Raw genomic sequence first — 17,249 nt, 5'->3', positions numbered from 1 at the left:
CGCAGGCAACCTCGTGTGTTATACACGCACGCTGACTTTTTGGGTCGGACACGAGATCGATGGACCAGGAAACGCTTCTTGCCGCAGTCCTCTTAGCTGATGTCGTGGGCAGCACGCCACTCTATGAGCGGATCGGAGACGATGCCGCTCTACAGCAGGTCTCGCATTGCCTGGACACGATGCGCGAGATCGTCGCCAAGCACGGTGGTGATTTCATTTACTCGAAGGGCGATGACATACTCAGCCTCTTCGAGAGCCCGGAAATGGCGCTGAGGGCCGTCTGCCAAATCAGCCACCAACTGACTAAAGGTCCGTTAAGCGCCCGTATCGGATTGCATTTCGGGGCGGTCATTCGCGCGCGGGGCGCGATATTCGGTGACGTTGTCAATGTCACCGCAAGGTTGTCCACCACGGCGAACCCCGGAGAGGTGCTGATCAGCCAGAGCTTCTGCGAAGCCCTTTCCCCGAGAAGCCGCAACGGCCTGCGGCTCCTCGACAAAATGGCCTTGAAAGGGAAGCAAGAGTTCTTCGATGTCTATACCCTGTGGAGCGACGATGGGGCCCCCGGTACGCAGATCACCAGCCATGGCGCCACTACAGATAGACGCTCGGTCCTGCCGCGGCAGATTCATCTGGTCATCCGCTACAGAGATCAGCTGCGATCCTGTCGAAACGGCGAATCCGTGACAATCGGCAGATCGGCGGAATGCGATATCATCGTCGAGCGGCCCTGGGTATCGAGGCGCCACGCCGCCTTCACCATATTGAATGGCAGAGCTCGGCTTCTCGAACGAAGCTCTTCGGGCACATTTGTTTCCATGGGACTCGGCCATGAAGTATTCGTACGCCGTGAAGATATTGTCCTCTTCGGCTCCGGCGTCATCTCGCCTGGAGTGAAGTCGGCACTCGACGAAGCCCAGCTTCTTCACTACGAAATTGTCTCGGATTGACCCGGCCCGGCTACTAGCTCGACCGGTTTCGAGCTGGTTCGCTGGCGCCCTCAATGTCGCGCTGTATTCTTTGACAGCCATTGGAATCGACCGTTCACAAATGTGCCAAGGCCAATCCAGGAACGTCTGACTTCCGTTTCCCTCGTTGAGTTCGACGGAGCCGCGGCCGGTGCATCTCCCTCGACGAACGCTTCATCAGACCATTTGCGCCGCAATAGCTCCTCGACCACCTGCGAAGGCTCGCGATTGGGCTACCGTCACGAAATTGGCGCAGAAGCGCAGACCACTGACACATCGCGACCTCGAGATGGAGCTCGATACCACCGTATTTGCAGCACCGGGGAGATTCCTCTTGGGCCGATCGAGTTCAAGTTGGTGCGCCACATGCTCGAGAATCCTGAAAGGTGATCAGCCGTGATGAATTCATCGCAGCTGGCTGGTCGCAGAAAGCCAGTGTGAGCGCCCAGGTGGTCGACGTTCACATGAGCCAGTCGCGAAAGTTGTTGAAGCAGTCGTCGCAGAGTTGCCATTCGCACCCTGCGGCTTGCCGGCTATTCTCTCGAAGACACTGCGGGCTGACGATCTCGGCGATTGGGTTCAGAAAGGTCGCTGCGTGAGGCCGCAAGGGGACCGACCCAATGGGAAAGGTCTTGGCAGCTAGGGGACTTAACGCCACCGACATTGCAGCCGGGCGCTGCTCTAATCGAGAGAAAGTCTGGGCGTATAGAACAAGCGACATGAGCGTGTCGGATTGTTTGCATTCAAACGACCTTTGCGACGTTATCCGTGCCTTCGCCTTGCTGGTGCCGGAGGAAATCATGACGTCGCCCGACAATTCGGTCGAACTCGTTCGCGACAAGAAGTGGACGGTCCGCGTCACCGCCTACGGCAGCACCCTGACGTTTCCGTTCGAAGCAGAAAGCTATGCACGTTCTTATGCCGATGGTCAGGCATTCCGTCTCGGCGTTCAGGTGGCGGAACTGAAGCGATGCGGCTGACACTTTGTCGACGCGTTAGCGGATAGCCTGCATCGCGATCGGAACGAATAGGTCGCTGATTGCAGCCTCGCGATTTTTCCATCAAATCCCGCCTACAATCTTGACAGCAACTCGGCAAAATCCCTCGCCGACTAGTGTTTTCATATGAGCTGGAGCTTTCCTCGCCGCCGGTGTAGGCGGGATACGCTGCCGGGAAAGCCCTCTTTTCGCATAGACGCGAACCTTGTGCTTTTCCATCTCAAGGCTGATTGGCGGCTGGATGCGCGCGCCGTCTTTCATATTCTGCCATCGGCCCGCGCGGAGCGTGGAATCAACGGCGGGGAAGCGGATGATGTTTCCTGTTTGCGCTCGCGTAGCGCAAGAAACGCTGCGAAGAGCATGATAGCCATGCCGATGATGTCGATCAGGCTAACCTCCTCGCCGTAGGTGATGATGCCAAGCACGACGGCAATCACGGGTGAGACGAAGGCAAATGCTCCGGCGCGCGAGGCGCCGATTTCGTGCAGGAGCCGGATAAAGAGTGTGTAGCCTATGAACGAACCAAACAGCACGAGGAACAGCCACCCGACCCAGGCCGGCCAGCCCCAATCGCCTTTTAGAGCCGCGGCCGCGCCTGGCTCCACAACGAGTGAGATGAGAATTAGGAATGCGCCCCCGAAAAGGGTGGTGAAGCCGGCGATGAAGTCCGATGAATATACCTCAAGAAGCGGCCGCGCGAGCACCGAACCCCATGCATAGATTACAGCTGCCGACGCCACCGCTGTCATCGCCAGCAGCCGGAGCCCCCTGCCCTGCTGGTCTGCGTGTGTCCAACTAGCATAGGCCTCGGGCCCGAACAGGATGCACAGACCGGCCGCACCGAGCAAAATCGCAAAGAGCCTGCGGCCGTCATAGCGTTCGTCCCCCAGAAGCAACGCAAATCCAAGCAGCGTGACAGGGGTCAGCGAAAGCTCAAGAACAGCCGCGGTGCCCGTATCGACATAGAGCATGCCCCAAAAGAGTGGGCCATAGCAAAGCGGAATCATGAACAACGTAACAACGAAAAGACGCGGCCAACTCCTTTTCGCCACCCGTGGTAGAGCAGCGTCCCTTAGGCGCGTCGCGCTGAGGATCAGCAAGCCGGCTACTGTAAAACGCGTGCCTGCGAACATCAGAGGCGGCACGGTGGCGATCCCTGCCTTGATACCGATCCACGTGGTGCCCCAGATCACATATAAAACCAGAAATGTCGCTGTGTTGCGGTTCATCGGAAGCAGCCTTCGCTGGGCGTTGTTGGTTCGTCGTAACGGCCAAAGGACGTTTATTTCGTTACAACGGCCTCTTGCCAATACGGTTCCGCCAACCGATGTTTCCGGGATGGATGGTGCGAAGACTATCGTCGACATGCGCATGGTTGGCGGTCACCCCTGCTTGGACTTCGTCAACACGGTCGACGCGCGACGCGATGTGTGGGGGCCAGACCTCTTGCAGACCTATGCCGACCTGGTCGTCTGGGCTGGACGTGCCGATTTGATCGACGTCGATGAGGCGCGAGCACTGCTCGCGGAGGCTTCCGCCCGCCCGCTCCTTGCGGAGGCGGCATTGGAAAAGGCCAAGATTTTGCGCGAGGCCGTTTACGCGGCTCTCCAGGCCGAGGCGGCAGGCGCGCGGGTGCCGGACGATGCCTTGCAAATCGTGCGCGATACAGTCGCCCTAGCCCTGCCGAAGCGCTCGCTTTTCCCGTCCGGCGACCGCCTCGCTTGGCAGTGGACCGACGCAGCCAGTCTGAACACTATCGGCCACCGCGTGGCCTTTGAGACAGCCGAGTTTTTGGTGTCCAGGAATGACCGCCGCCGCGTGCGCGAGTGCACCGGGCCGAACTGCGGTTGGCTTTTCATCGACACCTCGCGTGGCGGGCGCAGGCGGTGGTGCTCGGATGAGAGCTGCGGCACACGCAGCCGGGTAAGGCGCTTCAGGGCAAAAGCCGCAGGGAACATGGCTCCCAACAGAAAGAATTAGTATCTGACGCCAGGCTTGGATGACGAACGCAGCATAGTTGGCTTCACGCTATCCCTGTCGGTGTTTGTTCAACGAAGCTGGTCTCGCGAGCGACTGTGGCCAAGACGGTGGAGACCACGGCCGGCGCGGCAAGCCATCATCGCGTTCCAGGGCGGGTTGCTTCGGGGCCGCCTACCTCGCCACGCTTCGATCGGTCGATCTGCTCAAACTTGACGGGAACTCCGCTAGCCTGACGGCGTTTTTCTCAGTCCGAAACAAACAAGGATAGGTGCCATGGACTGGAACCGTGTCGAAGGCAATTGGAAGCAGGTAAAGGGCAAGGTCAAGGAACAGTGGGGCAAACTCACAGACGATGATCTGGACCGTATTGCCGGTAACCGCGATCAGTTGGAAGGCAAGATTCAGGAGCGCTACGGCATTGAGAAGGACCGCGCCCGGCGCGACATCGATGACTGGTATGGCCGGCAAGGCTGGTAGGTCGCCGGTTCCAAACTGAACTTGAAAAAGGGCTCCGAGAGGTACGGCGCCCTTTTTTGCCGCGTTTCTTGTCGCCTTTTCGTGAGTCTCACGACAAGGGCGCTCACCGAGAGACGTGGAACCGCGAAAGGTGCCCGTCGTTATCTGGTTCTCGAAATTACATTGGGGGATTAGTTGGACAGAGACGACGCCTCGGCGATCACAACTGGAGTTAGCGGCCTCGACTACATTCTTCGTGGCGGCTACGCCAGGAACCGCTCCCATCTCATCGAAGGGAAACCAGGTTCTGGAAAAACCACTCTTGGCCTCCAGTTTTTGATCGAGGGCGCCAAGAATGGCGAGACATGCCTTTACATCACTTTGTCAGAAAGCAAGCGCGAACTGCTCTCGGTTGCTGGCCGTCACGGCTGGGATCTGAAGGGGGTGCAAATTCTTGAACTTGTGCCGCCGGAGCTCAGTTTCGATCCTGCGCAGCTACAGACATTGATCCATTCCTCGGAATTGGAACTCGGCGAAACCGTGCAGTCTGCCATGGTCGAGATCGGACGCGTCAGACCCGATCGCGTGGTGTTCGATTCGCTCTCTGAAATTCGACTTTTATCGCAAGGGTCACTGCGGTACCGGCGCCAGGTGTTGGCATTGAAGAGCTTCTTCATGCTCAACAATGTGACGGTGCTTATGCTCGACGACCTGACCGCTGAGCAGGATGACCTCAATTTGCATTCGATCAGTCACGGCGTCATTCGGATGGAGCAGCTGTCGCCCGTCTATGGTGGAGAGCGTCGGCGGCTACGCGTGATCAAAATGCGCGGCGTGCAGATCCGGGGCGGCTTTCACGATTTCGTCATTCGCCCAGGCGGCGTTATCGCCTATCCGCGGCTCGTTGCAGCCGAGCATGAGGTGGCCGAGCATGATACGCCGGCCATGAGCAACAACCGGATCGACACCCTGCTTGGCGGCGGGCTGGCCCGTGGTACCAGCACGATGCTGATGGGGCCGTCTGGCGTTGGCAAGTCTACAATTGCCTGCACCTATTGCTATGCCGCACTCGAGCGTGGCGAGCGTGTGCTGGTGCTGTTGTTTGACGAGACAAAGCGCATCTTCTTGGCGCGCGCCGCCGGGCTCGGCATGGACCTGGAGCCGTTTGCCGAGGACGGCACGCTGATGCTTGAATCTGTCAATCCGGCTGAGCTTTCACCAGGCGAATTGTCTTCGCGCATCCAAGCGGCCGTCGAAGAATCCAATGTGCGGATCGTCGTGATCGACAGCCTAACTGGCTATCTCAATGCCATGTCCGAAGAACAACATCTGGTGCTTCAGATGCACGAGATCCTCACCTATCTCAATCAGAAGGCAGTGGCGACGATCCTGCTGTTGGCCAATCATGGGCTGTTTGGGCAAACGGCAGCGCCGGTCGACATGACCTATCTCTGCGATTCCATCATGCTTCTGCGCTTCTTCGAGAACGCAGGTCAGTTGAGACGCGCGATTTCGGTTGTCAAGAAACGTGTCGGCCCCCACGAAGAGACGATTCGTGAGTTTAAAATCGGCGGTAACGGCGTGGCCGTAGGTGAGCCACTGGAACAATTCCGCGGTATCCTGATGGGATCTCCGGAATTTGAAGGCAAGCCGACAGACCTTCTGAGGGACAAGGCGTTATGATGTCGTCCAGCCCCGCCGTTCTCGTGCTGGCGCCGCTTGGCCGTGACGCGAGGATCGCGGCCTCCATCCTGGCTACAAACCAGATTGCCTCGCGTGTGTGCGGCAGCTTGGAAGAGGCAGTGCCGCTTCTCGACGAGGCTCAGTGCCTTGTCGTGGCCGAGGAGGCCCTGCTCAGTTCCGATCGAACGCAGTTTGCGGCCTGGCTTGAAGCCCAACCCGCATGGTCGGATTTTCCGATCGTGCTTCTGACGATGCGGGGGAACGAAGTCGACACGCGGATGGCATTTCTGGACCGCTATCTGATCGTGCTTGAACGGCCATTTCTGGCTTCGAGCCTCGCCAACTCGGTGCGCTCCGCCTTGCGTGCCCGCGCCCGCCAGCGTGAGGTCCAGTCCTACATCGAACAGAAGCGGGAGGTCGCCGATCGGCAGAAATTGCTCATCCGCGAGCTGCATCACCGCGTCAAGAACACGCTGGCCAACGTTCGCGCCATGATGGGCGCGACGGCCAAGTCGAGCGGCAACGTCGATGATTTCGTACGCGATTTTTCAGCCAGGCTCGTTTCCCTGGCCCAGACCCATTCGATGCTTACCGACGATTATTGGCAGACTGCCTCGCTGCACAAGCTGCTCGAAAGCGAGCTTGACCACTATGAGACGCGCGACAGGCCGCGTATCGTTATGGAAGGCCCGAACGTAGCGCTAGTCGCCGACATTGCGGTCCCTGTCGGGATGGCTTTCCACGAACTGGCCTCCAATTCGTCGAAGTTTGGCGCGCTTTCGCAAACGGGAGGCCGCCTTGATGTCCGCTGGTCGTTAGGCGGGTCCGGCGATACACAGATCGTCAATCTTGACTGGCGGGAACGAGATGGGCCGAAAGTCGAGCAGCCCAGTCGCCGGGGGTTTGGCACGACACTTCTGGAAAAAGTCGTGACCGTGCAATGCAACGCCAAGATCGAATTGAACTACCATCGTGACGGCTTGCAGTTCACCATGGCCTTGCCGTTGCGAAACACGCGCCTTGTGCCGGCTTACTGAGCGGCAACGGAAAGGCTGGCTGGGCGCCGCGATAGGGATAACTGAGCGTCACTCGGCAGGCTGGTCTAGCGCTTTAGCCAAAACATCAGTTCCGAAAAAGACCGCCTCTATATCTCCCATATGCCTCTGCTACATTGCGAGAGCTCCGGCGTGGTCTATGCGGCCGACCTTGGTGATGAAGTCGAACTCGTGCCGCGGCGCTGTGACCCGGGTCATGCGTCCTAGACGAAACTTTGGGCTCCCGGAGCGCAGTTTTGTCGCCTTCGTGGTCACCCCCCGCCATTTTGCTCACGATCCTCGTTGATAGCCCGGATGCGCATCTGAATCATCTGCGACCCGTCTGGGTTCCGACTGGCGTCGTAAAAAACCAAGAGGCCCGCAGGCAGGCTCGATCGACGGTCAGCTATCCCGAACAGCAAACGAAATCACCCTCGCCTTTGGCCAACCAACTTTCGCCAGATCACCTTCGCAATGCCTGCGGCCCCAGTACGGTCGGACAGCCCGCGCCTCTGGCGGCCGAAGTGAGGCGCCGGGAACATACAACGTCGGTCGTTGTTTCTCTGATCAGGAGGAAAGATAATGGCAGACGATAAGAGCAAGCGTGATTTTCGAGATCGCAATCGTGTATCAGTCGATGAAGATTATGAGGTTCGCTATTTCGCCAAACAGCATCGTATCACGCCAGAACAGGTCCGCGAACTAATCAGAGAACACGGCAACGACCGGAAGAGGCTCGAACGCGAGGCAAGAAAACGGGCTGATATCGGCTGATGGTCGCGACGCATCACGCGGCTTTTCGACGAGCGGGTCTGAAAGGCTGCGCGAGCGTGAAAACGTCTGGCCGGATGCCCGCCTCGACTTGCTTCCATGGGACCGGGTGGGCAATTGGGAAGCCGGGCCGCGCTCGCGGGGAAAAAGCGCCTATTGCGGTATTGCCCCGTCCGTTGCGGAGATAGTCGAGAAAGATCCGGCCTCCTCGGGCTGCGGGGTCAGCTGACAACAGGTATCGGTCAGGATCGGTATCAACCAGACGGTGGGCGAGCGACTTGGCCAGTTTCCGGGCGCTGTCATGGGTCATCTTCGCAACGAGCGGGGCCATCAAGTGGATGCCTTTGCCGCCAGTGACCTTTGGCCAGCTCTCCAATCCTGCCGCTTCCAAGATGCCCCGTAGCGCCAGCGTGGCCTCGATCACAGCGTCCCATGGCACGCCTTCTCCGGGATCGAGGTCGACGACGAGCCGGTCCAGCGTATAGCCGGTCTGGGCCTTCCCGGCATAAAGCAGCCGGTCGCCCTCTCGCCTGCCGATGTACAACGATGCGATGCGGCGCGGCTGCGCGCCAAGTTTCTCGACGAAAGCCACGATTGGAAAAGTGTCGCTCTTGACACATTTGACCTTGACCCAACTGGTCTGGACGCCCGAGCGGTAGTGAGCATCCGCTCGCTTCGATACGATTCCCTCTATGCCCATCCGGCAGGCATGGTCGAACATATCCTTGCCGTTCACCTCCAGATGCTCGGCATAAGTCAGGGTTGGCTCGGTTTCGGTCAGCAGCTTCTTCAGCGCAGCCTTGCGCTTCACTAACGGTTGTTCCCGTAGATCACGGCCATCGAGGTACAGGAGGTCGAAAGCGTAGAGAGTCATCCGCAGCGAACTTGGGTTGCCCAGCTCACGTTCCAGGGCTTGATAGTCCGGCAGGCCGGTGTCGCCCAGGACGACAGCTTCACCATCGATGATAGCAGATTTGACCGGCAGGCTTGCCGCGGCCTGAACAATCCTCTTGTAACGGTGGGACCAATCGTAGCCGCGACGCGTGAATGCTCGCGCCTTTCCGCCTTCAACGACCAGCTGCGTCCTGTAGCCGTCATATTTGATCTCGTGAAGCCAATCTCCGCCTTCGGGAGCTTTCTCGACCAGTGTGGGCGATTGGAACTCGATGAACGAAAGCCGGTCAATGGCACTGGTCATATGCTCGCGACTCCAGGAATCGCGACTCAAGCCCCAGCGCCCCTGTCGGTTCCGAGCCTTTTAGAAGAATTGCATCGCGACGATTGGTTATCCGCCTCACTTGTTGATGTGACGGCGCAGCAGAGTGATGTTGCGATTGTTCGCCTTAAAATAGACGTCGAAGATCGAGCCGAGAATTGGGACACTTCCTACGAGCGTATCCAGCAGCACGTTGCCTAGCATGCGGGCGACCAACCCATTTCCGGCACCGACGTTTCGAGCTCGCAAGACGATGTAGGCCGAGACAATGCCCGTCGCCGCATCTCCGAGTACGGGAACCAGACCTACGAGCGCATCCAGTCCAAAACGAATTGATGTGCCTGGAATGCGCCAGCGGGAATCGAGTAGCGCGGCCAATAGATCCAACTCGGCAAGTACGTTTGCTGTATGACCACCGTGACCGCCCTGCCCGATCATGCCAACTCGCGCGCCAGTACGATTTAGTATCTCTCCCTGATGGATAGCCGTCACCTTAGATATCGCTTTGGCCGCCTGAATTCGCTTCCGTCCTGTGCGATGGCACGTCGTCGAGCAAGGTCGTCTCACCGGAGCTTTTCGGCGCCTCAACGGGCAATTCACCAGTAGGCGTCATCTTGCTGACGGCCTCAGGCAAATCTCGCGTGATCCGGCTTATGAGCTCCTCGCGCGATAGGCCGGTCTGCATCGAGAGGGAAGTCAGGGTGTCTTCGTCTATGGCTGCTTCCACCTCGCTTGGCTGGATCGGCTCGTTCGGCCCGGTGCCTACCCACGAATCGACCTTCGATCCGGCGCCTGCCCCTCTGAACCGGTCGAGAATATCGCCAAGCGCGGTCCCCGAAATGCCTTTTGAAAGCTGATCCAGAATCCCGCCTTGCGGATCATTTGGGTTGCGATCGCCCGCTCCACGGATCATGTCGCCGATCTTGTCGCGATTTTGGTATGCCAAGACGCCGAGCATCGCGATCGCCAATTTTCCCAGGTTAGCCATTGGTACCTCCACTGTTCAATGGACAAGGGCTCAACATCACAAAAGTTCCGACTAGCGACGATCTAATTGAATAAGGGCTGGCGTATCGACACAGACGTGAGCGGTGCTGCCTAACCGGCTTGTTTCCGTTTGCGGTGCGGCTTCGGCCTCGCAGACGTTGATCGTGCAAAGCTCGTTGCCTGCCTGATCGCGCATGCGCACTAACCATCCGGTCATATCGTCATCGCCCAGATCAGCCAACAGGCCGATTCCGCAACGGATCGCTTCGGCGCGAGCGGCCTCAAAACTTGGCGTCTCGGCAGGCGGAACCTAGCGAGCCTGGTCGCCGTCGCGATAGTACAACGTATAAGCGAGATGGATTCCACGCGCTGCCTTAGAGTATGGAACTATCACCCTCATCCTTGACGGGGGTTTGGCCAAACAGCGAACATCGGCTAGGCCTAAGACGATCGATTGAGGTCGACTCGCGCGACGGCGTAGGCGCCAAGCGAGATGCTTTGATCATCCAGCGGTCTTGCGGAACTTTCCATGAAGTCGGGATCGGTTGCCGCCCGCTCGAACTGCTCGGCGCCGAGAAGAGCAATGCGGGCGCTGCTCGGCGAATCCGAAAGCCGCACAGATTGCGTCTTGGCGGTAAGGTTAGCGACCCACAGGGTCACGCGGCGATCTTTTTCAGCCGCGATCGTGGCGACGCCGTCAGCGCCGGAAGTTCCTACGGACAGCAAGGTGGCTCCGCCGAGCTTTGAGAGACCAGCCAAGACATGGAAAGCGGGATAGACCGTTGGGCCATCCTGCTGATCATACCATGGCTGCACGAAATCAGCCTTCCTATGGATTTGGCCAAAGGGGCCGGCGAAGTCACCGAACGCGACGGCCTCGATTCCTTCGCGAGCGCAGGCCGCGAAATATCCGACAGTCCAAGCCGCATTGAACAGCCCGCGCTGACGAGGATCAATGCGCGATAGACAGACGCGAGCGTTCGCTTCATTCGGCGCAGTGGATTTTCCGTATGGGTTCTCACGGCAGCCGAGCTGGATGGGACCGATACGCAGTGGCAAGCGTTCCCCCATGAAAGCATGCGCGGAGCGGATTAGATGGGGGATTGCCTGAAGTGTCTCCATCACCGAGACATCATCTGCGGCGTGCACGCTTGGACAGGTGGTGAAGGTCACGTAGTCGAGCGCTTCGGCTGGCGGACGCTTGCGGTTGAGTTCGGTGAAGTACGCGGCCATGCCGCCGCCCAGCGCGATGCCCGGGAAAGCCCGGCGAGCGGCGGAGTAGCTTTCGTGGAAGCTGGGCATAGTCGGCCACGGTGCTCCCGGCTGTACGGATGTCATGTCCTGCGCCGGAAATACGGAGACAGCTTCTAGTTTGAGGCCGAGTGAGTGGACAGCATCCGCGACCGGCGCCAATTCGCCGAATGGATCGCGCGTGCCCTTGGTGACAATCTCGAGGACCACGCCAGCGCCGGTCAGCCGTGCGAGCGCGGCGTAGCTTTCTAGTTCGTCCTGGCCGTGTGCGATCCGGAGATCGACCTGGCAGACCATCCACTGCGGAGCCATTCGTCGTAGGAGCTCGGGGGTTTCGAGCGCGTGCTTTGCCTCGTCGGCGGCGACGCCGACGCCAGTGCGGGGCACTCGGCCGACCGGTCCGCCGATGGTCAGGTTGATGAGTGGATTGCGATTTTCAGACGTCCCGGCAGGGAGCGTTCCTGACACGTGAAGCCGGACGGCCTGCGTGAATTTCTGGCCCCTGGGCAGTCTGTAAGGCCACGGGCGACGCAGAGGGCGGACATATGTTTTATACGAGGCGTCAGACCAATTGCGTTGGTCCTCCATCTCAAAGGCATCACCCTCCATGGTGCATGTCGCCCAGATCCCAGGCGCGATCTCGTGCGCCAACGCCCGGATGTCGGTGAACGGACATTTTGGATCGATTTGGTCCGGAAAGAACGATAGCTCGTCGTGACCATCCTCATGCAGCACCCTTATCGGCTTGCCGGCCAAGGCCTCGATCGGATGAAGGACGACGAAGCCGGTCCGGTTCGTCAAAAGGTCGGTCTCGGGCTCTGCCTCCGCCACAAACGACAGCGCACCATCGCTGCTGCCTGAGACGCGCGCCCGGTAAATCAGGCGGCCGGATGTTGCGGCACATGTTGCACGGTATTCAATGGCGAACGCATCCGGCCTCTCGTCGATCCGCAGATCATCGAGAACGGGGGTACATGTTCCCCAGTTTTCGTCCCGTACAAGAAACGAGATTCCGCGCAAGATTTCGATCGTCCCGATGCGGATGTAACGCAAGGCGCCATTGTCGAACGCGACCGACAAGGATCCGGCGCGCAGCGTGCACAACGGTGCCTCGAGTTGTTCGGTGCCACACAAGCGGACTGGCAGGGAAGCTGTCGAGGTCAAATTGCCCGCTCCGTCGTGGCGTCGAAGATCGAGGCCCGGTTCATGTTGATGTCGATCGCAAGCTTCTCGCCCGGACGGCTGACATCGTGCGCCTGCAGCTCAGCCATCACCGGCGCGCCGGCCAGTCGGAATGTCGCGTAACTGCGCGAGCCGGTCGGCTGCAGCAGGTCGATCGTTGCCTCATAGCGAAACGTGCCCTGCTCCGGCGTGGCAGTGTGCGCACGAGTGAGGTGTTCTGGCCTCAACCCGAGCAGCACCTGCTGTCCGTCCGCGACGCCCTTCAGCCCCCTGCCGGGCGCTAAAGGCAGCAGTGCATCCGCGAGCCGGATGGCAGCGGCGCCTGCGTCCAAGGCAAGGGTACCTGGCAGGAAGCTCATCCGCGGCGAACCCAGGAACCCAGCGACGAACGTTGAGGCCGGGTGCTCGAACAACTCGAGTGGCGCGCCCTGCTGCTCTATCAACCCGTCGCGCATCAGCACGATGCGGTCAGCCAACGTCATCGCTTCGATCTGGTCATGGGTGACGTAGATCATCGTTGTCGCAATGTCCTGGTGAAGGCGTTTGATTTCGCCGCGCATTTCGTCGCGAAGCTGTGCGTCGAGGTTGGACAGCGGCTCGTCGAACAAAAAGATGCGGGGGTTGCGGACTATGGCGCGGCCGATGGCGACGCGCTGGCGCTGGCCGCCGGACAATTGGCGCGGAAAACGCCCCAGCAACGGAGTGATCCCAAGCATGCGTGCCGCCTCGGCCACGCGCACCTCGACCTCTGGCTTCGGCATCTTGCGAGCCTTGAGGCCGAAGCCGATGTTCTTGGCCACGCTCATATGCGGATAGAGCGCATAATCTTGAAACACCATTGCCACGTCGCGATCGCGCGGCCGGAAATCATTGACCACCTCGCCGCCGATCTCGATCGTGCCTTCCGATATCTCCTCCAGGCCGGCGATGGTCCGGAGCAGCGTGGACTTGCCGCAGCCGGACGGTCCAACCAGAACGGTGAACTGGCCGTCGCGAATGTCCAGGTCGATGCCGCGCACGGCATGGAACGCGCCGTAGCGCTTGTGCAAGCCGGTAATTTTGACTTCGGCCATGCGGGAGCTTTCCTAACCGCGAACGGCGCCGAGCGTCAGCCCGCGCACCAGATGACGTTGAGCAAGGACCCCAAGGGCGATCGATGGCACAAGGGAGACGATGGCAAGGGCCGCGGCTTCGCCATATTGCGCGCCCTGGAAGCCGATGAAGGCGCGGAAGACCGTTGGCAGTGTAAAGGCAGTTCGGCTGGTCAAGATCAGAGCGAAGAAGAACTCCGTCCAGCATGCAATGAAGGCGAAGACAGCCGCCGCGACGATGCCCGGTGCTGCGAGCGGCACGGCAACGCGCCAGAACGCCTCCCATCTCGTGCAGCCATCGACGAGGGCCGCCTCCTCCATCGACTTCGGCATGCCGCGGAAATAGGCGAACATCATCCACACCGAGACCGGCAGCGTGAAGACCGTATAGGCGATGATCAGGCCGACATGAGTGTCGTAGAGCCCGACCTGGCGATAGATCAGGAACACCGGCAGCACGATCCCGATCGGCGGCAAAAAGCGCTGCGACAGCACCCAGAAAGACAGATGCTTGCCGCCGGTGTCGTAGCGCGCCAGGCTATAGGCCATCAGCGTGCCGAGCAGCGCCGAAAGCACCGTGGCCGAAAGCGAAATAATCAGGCTGTTGATGAGCCCGTCGAGACCACGATAGGCGAACAGCGCAGCTTTGTAGTGGACAAGCGTCGGAGCGGCGGGGAACCAGACAGGCGGTACGGTGAGGTAGTCGTCGCTCGGCTTGATGGAGGTGTTGAACATCCAGTAGAGCGGCCACAGCACGAACACCAGGAAGAACCCCAGCAGCAGAATTCGGCCGATCGGCAACGACCGGCGTTTCCTGCGGCGGGCGGGCGCGACGGCGGCCATCAGACCGGTTCCACCTTCAAGAGCCGACGCACCAGCAACGTCACGATGAGCGCCGTAAAGATCAGGAACAGCCAACTTCCTGCTGTTGCCTGCGACAGATGAAACTGCGTGAAGCCTATGGTATAAAGATAATAGGAGGCCGTGTAGGTTTGTGTTCCTGGGCCACCCCCTGTCATGATGAAAATGGTATCGAACATACGGATTGCGTCGAGCAGACGGAAGGTCAGCGCCAGCAGCATCATCGACCCGAGATGCGGGAGCGTGATCGCCCAAAAAACCTGCCAGGCGTTGACGCCGTCGAGTTCTGCCGCCTCATAGAGATTGGGTGGGATTGCGGTCAGCCCGGCGAGCAGGATGACGAACATGAACGGCGTCCACTGCCAGACATCGGCGATGATCAGCGAGACGTAGAGCCACGGGCGCTCCGTCATCCAGCCGATCGTAACCTCCTGCCCCAATAGTTGCGTCAGGACATAGTTGGTCGGTCCAAAAGGCCGCTGTAAGAGCAGCGTCCAGGCTTGGCCGACGATGACCGGGCTGATGAACAGCGGCACGATCAGGATCGACATGATCACACCGCGGCCCGGAAAGCTGCGCACCATTGTCAGCGCCACCAGGAGGCCGAGAACGAATTCTATAGCGACGCTGATGCCCGACAGCGATGCTGTCAGCAACAGCGACCAACGTGCTACGGGATCGAACACGACCCGCTCGAAGTTTTTCAATCCGACAAAGGCGTGGCCCGGCACCTGGAAGTCGTAGTTGATGAAGGATACCACCAGCGAGAACAGAAGCGGATAGATCGACAGTGCCAATATCAGCAGCACAGCGGGGGCGACCAGCAGCCACTTGAAATGACGGTCTGCCCATTGGGCAAAGGCAGACAGCCGGGGCGGTGCGCCGGCGGCCTTCAAATGACGGATCGTGGCGGTGGGCTGCATAGGCGTATCCTATCGCCGCTTAGCGGGGAGGTGTTGCGAGCCAAGCGCCCGCAACACCAATTGCTCCAGAGAGTCCGCCTCCCTTCAGAGGGTGACCGCCATGCCAAGTTTTTCCACCGTGTTGTCGGCGGTGGCGCCAGGCAGTTTCAAGAACTCGGTGTAGAAGCCCTTCTGCGAATCCACACCCAGTCGGTCGGTCGTCTCGTTCCACTCGGCGGCCGCCGTTTCAAGCGACGCCTTCGGATCCGCACCAGCCCACACCGCCGTGCACATGCGATCGATGCTCAAGAAGTAGTCCTGCGCGCCTGGCATGATCGGGTCGAGCAGACCGACGTTTGCCGAGTTGTTGAGGTTGGCAAGGTACTCCTTGGCACTCGGGAAGAGCGCGCCGTAGAGCTCGGACTTGAAGTGCGAGATGCGGTACGGGTCGCGTAACGCGTAGGGCAGCATGCAACGTGCCAGCGAGACGGGTGGCGAGCATACCCACTGCATGAACAGATACGCCGCCTCAGGGTTGGGCGAGTCGGCCGACAGTGCCTTGTTGTAGCCGGTGGCATGTTCCGGATTTCCCGGAACCACGGCATAGCCGACCTTGCCGGCGATCTGGGACTGCGGAATGAAGTTGATTGCCGTGGCCGACTGCGAATAGTTCGCCGCCATACGGCCGCTAGGAGGCCAGGAATAGATCATCGCGACTTTGCCGGTCAGGAAAGCCGCCCACAAGGAGACGGCGTCGAGCTCGTTGTTGCCGGGGATCGAGGCCTTGTTTGCGGCGAGCATGTTTGTCAGCGTCTTGATGCCGGCATCCGAAACCAAACCTGCCTTCATGTCGTCGCCGAAGAGTTTTCCGCCGTTGGCCCGGTACTGCTGCAGAAAGTCGAACTGATTGCCGGGGCTGCCCGCCTTGCGGAAATGTCCCGCGCCATAGACCTTTGGCGCCATCTGGTCGGTGATGAACTGGGCGATCTGGGCATATTCTTCCCATGTCTTGGGCGGTCCAAGCTTGGCGTTGAACTTCGCCTGGTAAGCCTCCACCATTTTAGGATCCTCGAAAATGTCCTTGCGGTAGTAGAGAGCGAACATGTCGCCGTCGTCGAAGAACCCCCAGATCTTGCCCTTGTAGGTCGGCAGCGCCTTGTACAGGGGATGATAGTCCTCGAGGTCTGCCGGGTTCATGTATTTGGCGATGTAGTCGTCTAGAGGGGCGATGACGCCGCCATCGGCAAGCGACGGCGTCCAGGCCGGCGAGATGTCGAGGACGTCATAGGCACCTGAGCCGGCGATGTGCTCGGCGACCGCCTTGGAGTACTGGTCCGGGTTCGACAGCTCGACGACATTCGACTTCATCCCGGTAAGCTGCTCCCACATCGGCCCACTGAAATTGCGCGGGTCGAGTGCCTGCAGGCCAGCCTCGTAGGTCATGTTGAGGGTGACGCCCGAATGCGCCTTGGCCGCCTCCGCCGCGCGAAAGGCGGAACCGTCCGCAGGCCCTTCCTTCGATGCTTTCAGGGCTGCGGCCTGCGCCTGGCCGAGCGGCGACGTGGCGTCCGCCAATTCCAATGTTTGCTGCGCCAGCGCCCAATCGGTCATTGTCCCCAGCAGCGGGCCGGACACGGCCAACATACCGGTCATCTGACCGAAGCGGGTGATGAAAGTTCGGCGGGTGGTTTCGCCGCGCATGAAGGCGTCGACCTCTGCTTCGAGGCCTGCCTGAAAGTCACGTTTTTCACGATCGTTCATAGTGCTTGGTCCTCCCATTTTCCTTTTGCTTCACTCGTCCGCCGGCGCAGCGGTCAAGCATTTCCTCCCGTAAGGTCGCCGCAAAGAGGCCGCGGCGGCGCGCCGAAA

At 59.9% G+C, this 17,249-nt stretch carries 16 protein-coding genes and 1 pseudogene; 7 read left to right on the top strand and 10 right to left on the bottom strand.

Annotated features, from left to right (window positions below):
- The first annotated feature begins 59 nt into the window (after positions 1-59).
- Positions 60-950, top strand: coding sequence for an adenylate/guanylate cyclase domain-containing protein (locus tag ACYG97_RS06640; RefSeq protein WP_023693342.1), 891 nt, complete (start codon positions 60-62; stop codon positions 948-950).
- A 737-nt stretch (positions 951-1,687) separates the two neighbouring features.
- Entirely contained in the window at positions 1,688-1,948 is a 261-nt protein-coding gene (locus tag ACYG97_RS06635; protein ID WP_023689435.1) for a hypothetical protein, read from the top strand.
- 275 nt (positions 1,949-2,223) lie between these two features.
- On the opposite strand, the gene ACYG97_RS06630 is transcribed toward ACYG97_RS06635, so the two are convergent.
- Complete coding sequence (locus ACYG97_RS06630; protein WP_023734084.1) at positions 2,224-3,195, bottom strand: DMT family transporter; 972 nt, start codon at positions 3,193-3,195, stop codon at positions 2,224-2,226.
- Between ACYG97_RS06630 and ACYG97_RS06625 the strand changes: the two genes are divergently transcribed.
- The 5 genes from ACYG97_RS06625 (at position 3,182) to ACYG97_RS06605 (ending at position 7,893) form a co-directional block, all read left to right on the top strand.
- Entirely contained in the window at positions 3,182-3,946 is a 765-nt protein-coding gene (locus tag ACYG97_RS06625) for a CGNR zinc finger domain-containing protein (RefSeq protein WP_155923566.1), read from the top strand. The genes ACYG97_RS06630 and ACYG97_RS06625 overlap by 14 nt on opposite strands.
- A gap of 273 nt (positions 3,947-4,219) precedes the next feature.
- Positions 4,220-4,423, top strand: coding sequence for a CsbD family protein (locus tag ACYG97_RS06620; RefSeq protein WP_023669466.1), 204 nt, complete (start codon positions 4,220-4,222; stop codon positions 4,421-4,423).
- Positions 4,424-4,597: 174 nt separating this feature from the next.
- Positions 4,598-6,085 carry an ATPase domain-containing protein gene (locus ACYG97_RS06615; RefSeq protein ID WP_023734086.1) on the top strand — a complete coding sequence of 496 codons (1,488 nt, stop codon included), beginning with the start codon at positions 4,598-4,600 and terminating at the stop codon, positions 6,083-6,085.
- Positions 6,082-7,122, top strand: a complete 1,041-nt coding sequence (locus tag ACYG97_RS06610) for a sensor histidine kinase (RefSeq protein ID WP_023682268.1) — start codon at positions 6,082-6,084, stop codon at positions 7,120-7,122. The genes ACYG97_RS06615 and ACYG97_RS06610 overlap by 4 nt, the downstream gene beginning before the upstream one ends.
- A 579-nt stretch (positions 7,123-7,701) precedes the next feature.
- On the top strand, positions 7,702-7,893 hold the full coding sequence (locus tag ACYG97_RS06605; protein WP_023715431.1) for a DUF3606 domain-containing protein: 192 nt from the start codon (positions 7,702-7,704) through the stop codon (positions 7,891-7,893).
- Between the two features lie 13 nt (positions 7,894-7,906).
- Here ACYG97_RS06605 and ligD read toward each other — a convergent pair whose 3' ends face one another.
- The 9 genes and pseudogenes from ligD to ACYG97_RS06560 all read right to left on the bottom strand — a co-directional run bounded on the left by ligD (position 7,907) and on the right by ACYG97_RS06560 (position 17,141).
- Complete coding sequence (gene ligD, locus ACYG97_RS06600) at positions 7,907-9,088, bottom strand: non-homologous end-joining DNA ligase LigD (protein WP_023734088.1); 1,182 nt, start codon at positions 9,086-9,088, stop codon at positions 7,907-7,909.
- Between the two features lie 96 nt (positions 9,089-9,184).
- Positions 9,185-9,544 carry a DUF4112 domain-containing protein gene (locus tag ACYG97_RS06595; protein ID WP_032998960.1) on the bottom strand — a complete coding sequence of 120 codons (360 nt, stop codon included), beginning with the start codon at positions 9,542-9,544 and terminating at the stop codon, positions 9,185-9,187.
- Between the two features lie 55 nt (positions 9,545-9,599).
- The gene (locus ACYG97_RS06590) at positions 9,600-10,094 is read right to left on the bottom strand and encodes a YidB family protein (protein WP_023734089.1); all 495 of its coding nucleotides are present in this window, start codon (positions 10,092-10,094) and stop codon (positions 9,600-9,602) included.
- Positions 10,095-10,145: 51 nt separating this feature from the next.
- Positions 10,146-10,379, bottom strand: a pseudogene (locus ACYG97_RS06585) (hypothetical protein); the annotation flags it as partial.
- A gap of 155 nt (positions 10,380-10,534) precedes the next feature.
- A complete protein-coding gene (locus tag ACYG97_RS06580) occupies positions 10,535-12,448 on the bottom strand; it encodes a hypothetical protein (RefSeq protein ID WP_245260837.1) in 1,914 nt (637 codons plus the stop codon).
- A gap of 56 nt (positions 12,449-12,504) precedes the next feature.
- On the bottom strand, positions 12,505-13,599 hold the full coding sequence (locus tag ACYG97_RS06575; RefSeq protein WP_023734091.1) for an ABC transporter ATP-binding protein: 1,095 nt from the start codon (positions 13,597-13,599) through the stop codon (positions 12,505-12,507).
- A 12-nt stretch (positions 13,600-13,611) separates the two neighbouring features.
- Positions 13,612-14,460: a carbohydrate ABC transporter permease gene (locus ACYG97_RS06570; protein ID WP_023827582.1), complete on the bottom strand. Its 849-nt coding sequence runs from the start codon at positions 14,458-14,460 to the stop codon at positions 13,612-13,614.
- Positions 14,460-15,374 carry a carbohydrate ABC transporter permease gene (locus ACYG97_RS06565; protein ID WP_245260838.1) on the bottom strand — a complete coding sequence of 305 codons (915 nt, stop codon included), beginning with the start codon at positions 15,372-15,374 and terminating at the stop codon, positions 14,460-14,462. Before ACYG97_RS06565 ends, ACYG97_RS06570 begins: the two co-directional genes overlap by 1 nt.
- A 111-nt stretch (positions 15,375-15,485) precedes the next feature.
- Complete coding sequence (locus ACYG97_RS06560) at positions 15,486-17,141, bottom strand: extracellular solute-binding protein (RefSeq protein WP_023734092.1); 1,656 nt, start codon at positions 17,139-17,141, stop codon at positions 15,486-15,488.
- Between the last annotated feature and the right edge of the window lie 108 nt (positions 17,142-17,249).

This window comes from Mesorhizobium sp. W067 (genome assembly GCF_054719525.1).
Note: the sequence above shows the minus strand (reverse complement) of the source record. Positions and strands in the feature narration are given on the sequence as shown.